This window comes from Shewanella sp. JNE2 (genome assembly GCF_023159115.1).
Taxonomy (GTDB): Bacteria; Pseudomonadota; Gammaproteobacteria; order Enterobacterales; family Shewanellaceae; genus Shewanella; species Shewanella putrefaciens.
Genome location: NZ_CP096169.1, coordinates 1,662,823 through 1,676,784, shown reverse-complemented (window position 1 = coordinate 1,676,784; position 13,962 = coordinate 1,662,823). Strand labels below are relative to the sequence as shown.

The following is a 13,962-nucleotide window of genomic DNA, read 5'->3' as shown; positions in this document are numbered from 1 at the left end:
AAAAGCAGAATTCAGATAATAACTAGATACAGATTATTCGCAAAAGTAACTATATAAAAATTTTGATCGGAATGGTTTTAGTTTTTAGAAAAAATGATTGAAAAAAGATATATAAAACCCCACTAAAATAGTGGGGTTTTATTGAAATAAGCTATCTCAATTAAGATTTAAGTAGCTAGCCTAATATGATAAAACTTAGAATTTCAAACGTACACCAGCATAGTAACGACGACCAATTGGATCATAAGTGCTCGCAGCTGTTTCTACACCTGTAGAACTTCCTGGTAAACCACTAATGATTGGTGGTGGATCACGATCAAAAATATTATTCACACCAATGTAAAACTCAGCCATATCAAATGGATGATAAGCTACATTTAAGTCATGGTAGGTTACAGAACCAACACCGACTGATTCTGGTGCTAAGTCATAACCCGATAAGAAACCATCATCTAAGAATGATTCACCTATATAAGTTGTATTCCAAGCAATGTTGAAATCACCTACAGCATATCCCAATGATAAATAAAACTTATCTTGAGGTGCATCTATTTCACCATTAAAGTTATCACGCTCAGCACCAGGCAATGGTATTTCATACCCTTTTATTACATGAGTGTAAGCTAAACGAGCGTTAGCCTGCCCCATTAAACCGTAATCCTCCAAGTCTTTTGCATAAGTTATAACGTAATCAATACCCGATGTAACGTAACCACCACTATTAGTCACTGCAGAATCAATATACTCTAATGAACCAGCACTATTAGGGCCTTCTGCTGCTTGTCTACGAGTAACAAAGCTACATAAAGATGCATCGCCTCCATAGCACTGATCTAAAATATATTGGCGGCCAGTACTTACAATTGCATCATCAATTTCAATATCAAAATAATCAATGTTGAAATCAAAGTTTTCTAGTACCGCAATACCATCAGGAGAAAAAGTAACGCCAAAAGTCCACGACTTACCTTTTTCAGCATCTAAATCTGGATTGCCACGGTTGTAACCACTCACACCTTGAATGTCAGATTGATTTAATGTGAATGCTCCATTGGCTGCTATATTCGCCATCACACCAGCATCAGCACGGCAAGCCTCCGCCTGAGCTCCTGAAGTTGTTGCAGTAACGCCCAAACAAGGATCTGTTAAACCGGAAGGGAAAGTCTGGCTTGGTGGGGAATATAACTCATTAATATTAGGTGCCCTTGTGGATATTGCTCGAATAGCTCTAAAACGGAGTTCATCAATAGGAGCCCAGTCAAGTGCAACGTTCCAACTTTCAGTATTACCAACCGTAGAGTAGTCTGAGAAACGAACCGCGCCACGTAAATTTAGCTGTTTTGCCATAAAAGCATCAGCTAGCAATGGTACATTCACCTCAGTGAAATACTCCATTACATCAAACTCACCTTCAGTGCTTGGGATGGCATTACCAGCATTTAATCCTGCTTGTTGTAATGCATCAAATTCACTACGAGCATATTCTTCACGATATTCAGCACCAGCTGCGATCCCAACAAAACCTGCAGGTAATTCAAAAAGATCACCAGAAATACTCATACCAGCAATGGTTTGTGTTGCAAGTGTATTGAGAGAGCTGGGAGCATTTACGTATTTAGCTGCTTCAGGCGATACAGTACCAGCACCAAATATATTTATTGGGACACAACCTTGTGCACGAGCATTTGCATCACGGCAAATTAAATTACCAAATTCATCAGTTGTTGCTTCTAATGCTGATTTAAAGTTCAGTACGTTAACTTGTCCAGTACCGGTCTGCCCTTCTTTACTTTGACCATAAGAAAAGTAAGTGTCTAAAAACCAGCCATCAGCTAATTCACCATCAATACCGGTCATAATACGGAAAGTATCACGATCAGCTCGACTACCACGATTAGCAATGTCTGACATCCGACGTGTAAAAGAAATATCTCTTATTCCATCACCGTTAGTATCTGTAGCTAAATTATATAGTTCATCTGGGATTAATTCATTTCGAACTAGCGTACGTTCATATTCGCCAGGGTTAGTAGCGCTCTCAATGAACCGCTCAAACTCCACAGGAAGTTGTCCACCCGAACCGGAGTAAATATCAACAGAAGACAGTGCAAAAGGTTCTAGTTGGCTTTGTGTTTGAGTTGAGGCATAAGTACCTTCAAGAGTTGCGTTCCAACCATCTGCAAACTCATACTTGCCTGTCGCGGCCAAAAGATAGCGTTCTGTTGGTACTGCAATTGTTCTAATTGCATTACGGTTGTAACCATCAGCTTCTCGTGTAGCACTACCATTGGTAGAGAAGCCTTCAATAAAATTACCATTTTTATCATAAGTATAAGGGTTGCCACCAGCAACAAAACGACCTTGTGGCGCAAAGCTTGAGTAGAAAGGTTGATACGGTGTAAACATATCCTCAGGCAAACCTGTCACGGCTGCACCTAAAGAAATTTGATCGATTGCTGAACGATCACGATCTCGTGAGTATACAGCACCTTGATTAGTGTAAGCACCATGAACCATGATGTTACCCTTACCATTAGCTGATGATGTACCCATAGTAAACTGAATTTGATCATCGTCGTTGTCACCTTCAGCACTCTCACCAGTTTGAACATCAAACTCGATCCCTTCAAACTCTTTTTTATAGATAATGTTAACGACACCAGCGACAGCGTCTGAACCATAAACAGCTGAAGCTCCGCCCGTCATGATTTCAACACGTTCGATAAATTGGGTAGGTATGGTATTCAAGTCGACGGCAGTATCACCTGGAACTCCGGATACAAAACGACGTCCATTCACTAAAACTAAAGTTCGTTCAGTACCCAAATTACGTAAATCAACAGTAGCTACACCAGAACCTGATGTTAAGAAGTTAGAGTTTGTTCTGCTAAGTGCTGGCGCACCAAATGCTGGATTTTTCAGTAGTAACTCTTGAATGTTAGCAACACTTGATGTGTCAATTTCACTTGCACCAATAACTTGTACAGGTGAAAAATCTTGTAGATCTGTTGAACGAATTCGAGAACCAGTTACATTGATTTTTTCTATAGCTTTTTCAGCTTTTACAACATCTTCATCAGCTGCTGTAGCAGAAAAAGCTCCTAATGCTGCTAAGGTTGTACCACCAACTAATGCTAATCGCACTGAATTAGCTAATAAATTACTTCTAAGCATTGTCTATCTCCCTGGACATAACATGTCTTCTTATTTATTCCACCTCTGCATTTGACGCGAGGTAGTGTTTGCAGACCTTTATAACGAAGCACGTTTAGTTTCAGTTACAAAGGTCAGGCCTCAGGGCAATAAAATCACATTTGAAACACTTAATCAACAAATGAAGTGAAATACATTATAAAAATAAACAATTGCCACCTATAAAACCATATCCATAACATTTATTACATTCCAAGATATAGACAAGTTGGCAACGATATTGTGTCTGGACTGTTTAGCCCTGCGCTACCGCGGCTCAGGCAGCATCCCGAACAAGTCCGTCTACTGTAAACAACGATGACATAAAAGAGCTACTGACCTGTAGATAGTTCAAAACTAAGGTACAAAATTCTAACAATTTAACTATTGAGTTAGTAGTGAACGAGCTTAAAAACACTGTTTAGAAGATACCTTGATCGCCTGTGTCAATGGACTTAAAGGCTTCTCGAATGTAATTTCCCCTGAAACTAAGGCGCTGCTATGCATCAGTATTAACATTTGAATCGAGTTTCTAACAATATGTTCTTCAGTGGTACTTTTACAACTCGATGACTATGTTCAACTTGCGCGCTCAACCCCACTATTTCACATTCAAGTGATTGTAGTACACACAAATACATCTACTATCTCTTTTCCCAAGTTGTTCTTTAATATCATGAAGTAGTCCCTGGGAGTCCAAACAATGTAATATCGATAGCCTCAAAATACATGGGAAGCTCGATTGTATTTACTCATTTTATTTGTGCTCTTTGGTTTCGTGAAAAAATTAAGAAGATATCTCAGATGGGTAGAACTACAGGCAAAGCCACGCAGGATGATAACCATCTACTAAAGTAGATGGTTTAGAGCAGAAAATAAAAGAGGATCCTTAGACATATCAGGATCCCCCTTTAACACAAATCAAACTCATCGTTAAATTTAGAACTTCATACTTGCACGAAGAAAGAAGTAACGACCTAAAACATCATAGGTGTAAGGATCTGTGTTCGAATCATTGTTACCAGTATAGTAAGGAGGTTCTTTATCAAATAAATTATTAATACCGCCTGATAAACGAATGTTATTTGTTAAATCATATGAGCCAGAAAGATCGTGATAAACAACACTACTAACAGATGGTGCATAACAGCTAGACTCTTTGCCAATACATGCAAATGAGTCCATGCCATCAATATATCGAGTTTCATACGTGAAACTCCAATCATCAGCTGTAGCAGTAATATTTAGATTACTCTTCAGCTTAGCATAAGCGCCTACACCACCAGTCACATAACCGCGATAATCAACAGCAATACCGTCCGGATCAAACTCTTCATATTTTGTTAAAATAGAAGTATCCCAACCAACTTTCCAATCTAGTCCTAATGCATCAAATCCATAAGCTACATTGATATCATAACCAGAAGTATTTGTTGCACCGATATTCTGCAATCCATTGTCAAACTTAATACGGCCACTGTTATCAATCTGAATATGAGAAGATTGACATAAAGCTGTATCTGTATTTATCGGATTACCTGTCGAGTCTAAACATTGATTAGCGACATAGTTGTTATCTACAGCGGTAATAGTGTTGGAAATTTCAATATTATAATAGTCAATAGTCATAGACAAACCATCAACTAAACTCGGAGAATACACTAAACCAATAGTAGTAATGTCAGCTTCTTCTGGAGTCAATAATTCATTACCACCAACGGTAACTTCAGCTTGATCTTGTTCTGTTGCAGGATGAACTATTTGTTCAAATGACGGAGACTTACCACCGTACAGTTCGTCAACAGTCGGTGCTCGGAATGCTGTTGATAAACCACCACGTAACATTAAGTCATCGAATACACGCCAAGTTAAGCCTAGTTTCCAAGTAGTATCATCACCAAATGTGCTGTAATCAAAGTATCGCATTGCAGCACTAAGATCCAATTGCTGAATTAAAGGAATATTACTTAATAATGGAATGGCTAACTCAGCATAAATTTCATTTACACTGAAATCGCCACTTGTTGGTTCAACACGAGGATCGTTTGCAAGCCCTTGCGCCGTCAAAGAGTCTGGAGTGAACTTAGCAGCTTCTTTGCGATTTTCATATCCAGCAGCAAACCCCATCATACCTGCGGGCAAGTCAACAAGATCACCTGATAAAGTGGCAGCGACAATATCTAACTCACTATTACCGCTGTTAACTTCCGTATAAATAAATGGAGCAATGCTATCACCCTGCCACGAAGATTGAAGGAATGGGTCAAATGTACCTTCCAATACAGCAGCATTTATCGAACCTAAGTTATGCAGGTTTGCTAAGGTATCAACAGAATCATTACGACCTTTGTTGTAAGAAGCATCCCAACTCCATCCGTTTTCGAATTCCCCTTCAACACCCACTACGATACGAATAGTATCAACAACTTGGTCAAAGTCACGAGTGCCAGACTCCACCATACGGCGACCATAAGCTAACTCTTCTCCTGGCTGAACCCAAGGTAGTAAGTCATCAGTCATCCAACCGCCTGCTGAAATAGGGTTATAAACCCAAGCATCATTGTTCCAAATTGGTTGAGGCGCCATTTGTTGATTAGACCAACGTTTTGAGTACATTGCTTCGGTAAAGAAGCGAGTATTTTCAGTTAATTCATAAGTACCAGCTAAAGTTAAATTTAAGCGCTCCATTGGAGTGAAAAGATAGCTATCTTTGGCATAGTTATAAGCATCATTTGCAGTAACGTAATCGTGGTAAGTGCCCCCGCGGCCACTTAAATTGGCTTCTGACATTCCATTAAAATATTGAAATTTTGGCTTACCTTCACCATTGTCAACATATTCACCATAGTATCCTTTGTCACCAATAGCATACACACCATTCGGCCCAGAACCTACAATACCAAAATTGTTATCACCCCAAATATGCCCACCTTGAGCGTAACCACTACCACCACAATACAAACTAATATTACCATTTGAATCTGGCTTCGTTTCAGTGATGGGGCAGTCAGAGAAGCCACGATCGGCTTGGCTAGCTTCACCACGCTTAGTGTACTGAGCACTAACAACAATATTACCTTTATCGAAAGTATTGCCCAACGTCATATCGATTGTTGACTCGTCAGCATCACCTTCAGCAGAGATACCTGTTTGAGCGTTGACTTCAAATCCTTCAAAGTCTCTCTTTAAAATGATGTTAACCACGCCAGCAATAGCATCTGTTCCATAAATTGCAGAAGCGCCATCTTTAAGAACTTCAACACGCTGGATCATAGATACAGGGATTGTGTTAAGGTCTACCGTTGATGCGGCTCCAGTACCAGACGCTATCATGCGGCGACCATTTACTAAAACTAAAGTACGATTTGTACCTAAACCTCTAAGATTAATGCGGGTGTTACCTCCTGAGCCGTTATTGATACCAGCATTGGTCATTGCTCCACCCGCAGAAGTCATTTTTTGTAAAACTTCATCCACTGAAATTGCGCCAGATGAAATGATAGCTGAAGCATCAATCACGCTCACTGGGCTCGAGGTTTCCATATCGGCACGTTTAATACGTGAGCCTGTTACTGCGATTCGTTCAACTTTAGCGCCATCTTGTTCTTCAGCAAAAGCGAAAGGTACATTTAATACCGTAGCAGTCATCCCACCAATCAAGGCTAAACGCACTGATTTAGCTAGTAAATTATTCTTATGCATTATTCATCTCCAGATACATATGTTTCTTATTATTTATGTTTCGCTCTTATAAGCAGCTTCAATACCAGAGCACTTCGAACAATCACGGAGCACTCAACGAATTCAATAGAATCACAATAAAAACAAAACATCAACAAACAAAAAACAAAAAAGAAACAATGCAAAACATAAATCAACATTAAAGGATGGGCTATACTCAATTTTAAGATACCTAAGATCACCAAATCAGACACAAAACGTCAGTCATTACTGACCAGCGTTTGTGTATTTTGAATTCTCTACCGAAATCGACTTAACAAAACATAACTGCAATAGTATTAAAATCTGTGCTAGTGATGTTTGGTTGTGGCTTATTATCTTTCAATTGATAGGCAATGAGCACTGCCAATCACATTCAACACAAAGGCATGTGAACTAAGGTACCTAGAGTGTAGTGACATAGAGTTTATTCGTATCACTGTGCATCATATCATTAAATGGTTTTGTATCATGCATTTGGCCCCCACGACCTAGCCTTAATGATTTACAATTAAATGCAGTTTAAATCCATAGAACCAACCATTCCAACAAGTCAACCCTGAAAAAGTTTTATGGCGGTTGATGTGCGGGTTATGACACACTTTAATGCTGACTGAATCACAAATTAGACACATATGGATTCATTTTGAGACTAGCAAAGTAACAACTGAGAGTCACTTAAGCACAGGGCATAACCTAAAGAAAGCGGATATAGTTGAGTAAGTTGGAGAACACTGATTTGTAGAAATGAGCCGCATAATCGATCTAAAGTTTTTTGAAATTGAAATAGTGGTGAACATCTGAAAAAAAATGATGGTGTCATCACTTCACTTATTGTCATACGAGGAGCGTGTTTGCGCTTACGAGTCCCATCAGTTAACACCCCCCCCATTGCGGAACAAAATAGTTAAAAATTATTAACATTACAAAATACTGTAATTAATTTATAGACCCTCCAGTGTGATGGGGTTGTTCTTGAATGGAAACTCCTATCACGTGGAGGGCAGTTTTTTATCCTAAGTTCAGGTTATCTAGAGATCCTTTAGCCTTAAAGCGTATAACGAATACCGATGGCAATGCCGTCATCTTCTGATAGTGACATTCTTGCTTCTTGAACTTTATCGGCACTAGTGAAGTCACTATAGTCTTTACGAGCTTCAACATAGAGGACGGTGTTTGGATCCCAAACAAAGTGCAAACCAACAACCACAAACTGACGTTTGAACACATCATTAGGATCTGCATTAAAGTTAGGTTGGATCACGTAATCTTTACCAGCATCAAGCACGTTGTAAGAAATAAATGGACGCAGACCATTATCAAACTTATAGGACACTAAAGTTTCAGCGCCCTGTGCATCCTTGATTAAACGGCCAATATTATCTGTATCATGGTTTTCTTGCTTGTTAACGTTAGCCGCGATATAGAGTCCGTTATTGTCGAAGTTACCCCAGGTAATACCTGCGCCATAGATAAGATCAACTGCCGTTTTTTGATCACCGTTCCCGTAGTCGATATCAAATTCACCGCGGTTAACACCAGCACTCACACTCAGCATCTCAGTGACTTTATAGGTCAACGCTCCACCATAGGTATAGTCATAAGTCACTTGTTGAGCATCAGCACTACCTTCAATCCAGCGGGCTTCACACTCATTTTCAGTAATATTTTCTATATCACAAGTGAAAAAACTGCTGTTTTTTAACTGGGCCTGAACAGCAAAACTGAAATCACCAAAAGCATTACGATATTGTACGGTTTTATCACCCCGACCAACACCGTTGACTGCACCATCGTCTTTATTGAATGTGTAAACACCTGCGGTGTTACCATCCCATACAAAACCATAGTTAGTGCTATATACTACGTCATACCAAGCACCCCATTGTTTACCAATAGTAATAGTACCGTATTGATCATGGGATAAACCGGCATAACCTAAGCGATTATAAAAAAACTCATCTTGAACAGATTCAAAACGGTTGTTATAAACAATATCGCTGCTACCAACAGGATTAACACCCCATTCCAACTTAGCAAATGCATTCCAACCATTGGTCAACTCACGGCTAAAGCCGAAATTAATTCGAGAAGCACCATTAACAACCTCAGTTTCCCCTTGAGTGTTGATTACGCGTACATCAATAAATCCGCCAATTTCTACAGCATTTTTATCATCTTTATAGATCTCAATTGCCGAAACAGATGGCGCTAAGAATATTGCTGCCAGCGCAGTTGCTACTAACGTTTTGTTCATTTGGTGCTTAACCTTTTCGTTTATGTTTTATCAACGTCATTCCGTTGTTATATTTCCTTACAATTTCCCTTTGAGAGTAGCAAACTTTCAATGACCTCTCAAAGCGAAACCTAAAGAATATGTAGATTAACATCACAAAAAAGTAGCAGTTAACCTGTACCAAACAGGTTTAAACGCCACAAAAGCCAGCATTAGCAACAGAGTAAAAACAACAAGCACACTAAATTAACACCAACTGCTTTGATGCAATATCCATGTAGTTTAGTTTCATTATTGAAAAGACAGGCTCTGCTATCGGCCTAATTTGCTTATCAATATAATATTGGTAATCAATTTTAGACGTTCTGTATTGCTCTGATTCCGGTCCGTTAACTGTAATCACATAATCAATTTGCGCCCCCTTCTTGCCAAAGGTACTTGTTCCTGTTAAGTCACAAAGCTGACGTGCGACTTTAATATGTGGGGAGGATTTAGCCGTATACTCTTCAATATTGCGGCGCATACGCTTTCGAAACACTAACTCGTCATCCCTTTTACCCGCTAAGATGTCTTCTATCACAGTCATAATATAACTACTGATATCACGTTGATTAAACATACGTTCATAAAGTGCTTGTTGGACAGTGCGTGCCAATGGGCTCCAATCGCTACGAACCTGTTCCATCCCTTTAAAGGTGATTTCTAATTCATTTTTTGAATTACGCCACGCACCGACATAGCGTTTCTTACTTCCCTCTTTGGATCCGCGTAGTGTAGGCATAAAAAATTGTTCGTAATGCCGTTCAAACTGCAGTTCTAAAAAGCTGTCAACTTGGTATTCATCTTGGATTTTAGTTTGCCATTTAGTATTGATATGCGTCGCGAGTGTTTGGCCAAGCAGGTTAATGTCAGATAAATCGGGGGCATTCCCTAACCAAACAAAAGTAGAATCTGTATCACCATAAATCACTTGATAGCCCATTTCTTCTATCCAAGTTCGGGTTTGCTTCATAATCTGATGGCCCCGCATAGTGATGGAACTGGCTAATCTTGCATCGTGAAACACACAGCCTTGGGAGCCAAGCACACCATAAAGTGAATTCATAATAATTTTAATAGCTTGGGATAATGGTGAGTTTTGTTCACACTTCGCTTTTTCTCGCTGCTCAGAAAGACGCTGGATAAGCTTAGGTAAAATAGGTTGATGCCGACTAAAGCGGCCACCAAGAAAACCTTGAACACATTCAGACTCGGGTAAGTGTAAACCTTCAACTAACCCTTTGGGATCGATAAGAAATGTACGAATAATAGATGGATAAAGGCTTTTAAAATCAAAAACTAAAATATGTTGATAAAGTCCTGGGATAGAATCCATCACATAACCGCCAGGACTCTCTATACCATCGCTAGCAGGGGCATCCGGAGCGACATATCCTGCACGATGTAAATGCGGTAAATACAGATGATTAAATGCTGCAACCGAAGCCCCTACCCGTCCAAGCTCTAAGCCTGTGAGCTCAGCTCTGGCAAGGGCAAAATCCCATAACTGAGTTTGATTAAAAATATCCCACACTAATCGACCGTCGGTAAGATTATAGTGTGCTAACGCCTGTTTATTTGTCGCAAACAGCGCATCAATTTCGTTAACTCGATTGTCAACATTATGAATAGCCTTTCCTTCACCTAAAAGCGCTTGGGCGACAAACTCTAGGGAGAATCGCTCAAAATGATAAAACGCCGCTTTTAACCAATCGATACCATCAAGCACGACACGCCCGGGTAAACTTAAAGTCTCGGGGCGAAATTTATTATCCACCTTCCATTCAAGCAGCGTCCCTCCACGTCCAATGGTAAGAGGAATGCGATGTAATAATGCTCGTCGAAACAATAATGCAAGATCAAATGTAACGACAGACCAGCCGATGATGAAATCAGGATCATATTCGTGGAACCAAACGATTAAGCGGCGGATCAGGGCGGCTTCATCCATAACCCACTCGATGTAATGGACAGCATTAGCTTCCGGTTTTCCGACCATAATCACTTTTTCATAAATATCATCCTTCGAATCTTTACCATATAGGGCAACTGAATAGATGACCCCCTCAAAGCTGCACTCAAAATCCAGCGAAATAGTACGTAAACTAACAGAAGTTTGCGGAGCAATACTCTTAGCACGCTCTGCTATAAATATAGGAGGCTCATCAATCTGCTGTTGATAATATCCAAGAAAAGCAACATCAAGTGCCACAAAACGCTCAATTAAGAAACGTTGTTCGGGGCGAATATCCGCTTCAAATAATGGAATATCGGCATCTTTAGCAATTCGCTGTAAAGTACGTGATGCGCTACTTGATTGCGCATAAATGCCACTGACAGCTTCACCTTTAAAACTTTTAAGCCCTAAAGGGGAAAAACGCAGCCCTTGGCCGGGCGTTTGCAACTGCAATGAAGTCACATCAGCTTGATGACAAAAACAAATGTATTCAGCATCGTGAACTTCCACCAATACAGGGCCTTGCTCGGTTGCTAAATAATATTGCAGCACTAGATGGCCATTACGCTGGCTTGCATGGCGTGTTAAGACTCGACCTTGTACACTCACGAGTGCATTAGTCTCAGGCTTCATCGGCATGGACTCTCAATTTAAAATGCCATTTAAAGGCAGAAAGGTTTCTTAGGCTATGCAATCACTGTTATTATGTACAGCATTAATTCGATAAAGTAGTGACGCATGTTACCTGACAATGTAAAAACACAGATCCGCGCCATCTATAAGGATATCGCCACTGCGTTACCTAATTTTAGGCCGCGCCGCGAACAAAACTTTATGGTTGCCGAAATCTCTAAAACCCTCGCCGGAGAATACGACAAAGATAGACGTATTATTGTGGTTGAAGCAGGTACAGGGATTGGTAAATCGTTATCTTACATTTTAGGTACTATCCCACTTGCCCTTGCAAGCAAAAAAAAAGTGTGCATTGCCACCGCAACTGTCGCACTTCAGGAGCAGTTGCTACACAAAGACTTGCCCTTCTTTCTGGCACAATCGGGTTTGAATTTTCGGTTTGGTTTAGTGAAAGGTCGGCAACGTTATGTCTGTCTTTCAAAACTAGCTATGCTGGTTGGTGATGATAACAGCACTCAAATGGCCATGTGGCAAACCAAACCCGATAATAGCCAAATTGCTATGCTACAAGCATTATTAGAAGACTTTACCGAAGGGCGCTGGAATGGTGAACTGGATACGTTAACCACACCACTTCCCGACTATCTCTGGCAACAAATCGCCTGTGATAAACACAGTTGCCACCGCCAAGTTGCCAGCCACCGAAATTGCCCTTTCCATAAAGCACGTGAAGATGTCGATACTTGGGATGTCTTAATCGCCAACCATAGCTTACTATTCGCCGATCTAGAACTCGGGGGTGGCGTGATTCTGCCAGATCCGGAAGACGTGTTCTACGTTATCGACGAAGCCCATCATTTGCCAATTGTCGCACGGGATTTTTCCAGCGCACAGGCAACCCTCAGGGGGGCTACCGACTGGCTTGAAAAAGTAGGAAAGACTAGCGCTAAGTTACAGAATCAAATCAAAAGCAATCATATCATCGCACCTGCTCAGGCCATGCAGGACCATATTACCGATCTTATTGGCCAGCTCAATCAAGTCGCCCATTATTGCGATACCCAAACTAAACAATTTGCAAACCCAGAAAGCCGCTATCGCTTCGAGCATGGCGTATTACCTGAGACATTACGGATCCCCGCTGAAAATCTCGCTACCACGGCTAATCTTGCCTTAAAGCAATTTAACAAAATGCAATTGTTGCTCACTGAAGCTATTAAGGATGGGGATATTCCTAAGCATCAATCCGAAGCACTGCAAGCTGAAATGGGCTTTATGTTACAGCGCCTCGAAAATCTGCAAAAATTATGGCGTATGATGGCCAAAGAAGATAAACACAAGGGCGCGCCAATGGCCCGCTGGATTGAACTCATCACTGGTAAGCAGGTAGATTATCTCTTTAGTGCATCCCCAATTGAAGTAGGTTTTATGCTTGAGTCTATGCTATGGCAAAAAGCCGCTGGAGTGGTGTTGTGTAGTGCAACCTTGCGGGCACTTAACAACTTTGATCACTTCGTTCATCAAGTAGGATTATCACTCAACGATGGAAGTCGCTATTTAGCCCTGCAATCCCCCTTCGATTATCCCAATAATGCCACGCTGTATTTACCCAAAATGAAAACAGAGCCTACGGATGATGCCTATACCGCAGAACTGGCCGAACAAATTATCGAGTTGATTGAAGGTGAGATGGCCACTTTAGTGCTGTTTGCCTCTTACTGGCAAATGGAAAAAGTCGCCGAACTGCTCGAGGGAAAACTCAAAACGGAACTGCTTATCCAAGGTAATGCGCCTAGGCAGCAATTACTCGAACACCATAAATCAAAATGTGATAGAGGTGAACCCAGTATTTTATTCGGTACGGGCAGTTTCTCAGAAGGATTAGACTTGCCAGGAGATTATCTCACTAACCTTATCGTCACTAAGTTACCCTTTGCAGTCCCTACCTCTCCGGTAGAACAAGCCCATGCAGAATATATCAAAGTTAAAGGTGGTAACCCGTTTTTACAGCTAACAATCCCCGACGCCTCGCGCAAGTTGATCCAAAGTTGTGGTAGATTACTGCGCAAAGAGCAGGATTATGGTCGGGTAACAATTTTAGATAGGCGTTTAGTGACCAAGCGTTATGGTAAATCGCTGCTAGATGCCTTACCTCCCTTTAGACGTGTAATAGAATAGGATCGCA

The 13,962-nt window shown here is 40.7% G+C and carries 5 protein-coding genes and 1 pseudogene; 1 reads left to right on the top strand and 5 read right to left on the bottom strand.

Annotation, left to right across the window (positions count from 1 at the left end; genetic code table 11):
- Positions 1 to 195: 195 nt before the first annotated feature.
- The 5 genes and pseudogenes from MZ182_RS07445 to MZ182_RS07425 all read right to left on the bottom strand — a co-directional run bounded on the left by MZ182_RS07445 (position 196) and on the right by MZ182_RS07425 (position 11,777).
- Positions 196 to 3,174 (bottom strand): TonB-dependent receptor domain-containing protein, encoded by a 2,979-nt coding sequence (locus MZ182_RS07445; RefSeq protein WP_248066462.1) that lies wholly within the window; start codon positions 3,172 to 3,174, stop codon positions 196 to 198.
- Between the two features lie 957 nt (positions 3,175 to 4,131).
- Positions 4,132 to 6,894 (bottom strand): TonB-dependent receptor, encoded by a 2,763-nt coding sequence (locus MZ182_RS07440; RefSeq protein WP_248066460.1) that lies wholly within the window; start codon positions 6,892 to 6,894, stop codon positions 4,132 to 4,134.
- Between the two features lie 292 nt (positions 6,895 to 7,186).
- A pseudogene (locus MZ182_RS07435) lies at positions 7,187 to 7,852 on the bottom strand (transposase).
- A 108-nt stretch (positions 7,853 to 7,960) separates the two neighbouring features.
- Positions 7,961 to 9,169: a porin gene (locus tag MZ182_RS07430; protein ID WP_248066457.1), complete on the bottom strand. Its 1,209-nt coding sequence runs from the start codon at positions 9,167 to 9,169 to the stop codon at positions 7,961 to 7,963.
- A 220-nt stretch (positions 9,170 to 9,389) separates the two neighbouring features.
- Positions 9,390 to 11,777 carry a DNA polymerase II gene (locus MZ182_RS07425; RefSeq protein WP_248066527.1) on the bottom strand — a complete coding sequence of 796 codons (2,388 nt, stop codon included), beginning with the start codon at positions 11,775 to 11,777 and terminating at the stop codon, positions 9,390 to 9,392.
- 105 nt (positions 11,778 to 11,882) lie between these two features.
- Between MZ182_RS07425 and dinG the strand changes: the two genes are divergently transcribed.
- The gene (dinG, locus tag MZ182_RS07420; RefSeq protein WP_014610300.1) at positions 11,883 to 13,955 is read left to right on the top strand and encodes an ATP-dependent DNA helicase DinG; all 2,073 of its coding nucleotides are present in this window, start codon (positions 11,883 to 11,885) and stop codon (positions 13,953 to 13,955) included.
- Positions 13,956 to 13,962 lie beyond the last annotated feature (7 nt).

What these genes read in the sequence shown, in the direction of transcription:
- dinG (WP_014610300.1), top strand. Translation starts at nt 11,883, where the DNA reads ATGTTACCTGACAATGTAAAAACACAGATCCGCGCCATCTATAAGGAT.
- MZ182_RS07440 (WP_248066460.1), bottom strand. Translation starts at nt 6,894, where the DNA reads ATGCATAAGAATAATTTACTAGCTAAATCAGTGCGTTTAGCCTTGATT.
- MZ182_RS07430 (WP_248066457.1), bottom strand. Translation starts at nt 9,169, where the DNA reads ATGAACAAAACGTTAGTAGCAACTGCGCTGGCAGCAATATTCTTAGCG.
- MZ182_RS07445 (WP_248066462.1), bottom strand. Translation starts at nt 3,174, where the DNA reads ATGCTTAGAAGTAATTTATTAGCTAATTCAGTGCGATTAGCATTAGTT.
- MZ182_RS07425 (WP_248066527.1), bottom strand. Translation starts at nt 11,777, where the DNA reads ATGAAGCCTGAGACTAATGCACTCGTGAGTGTACAAGGTCGAGTCTTA.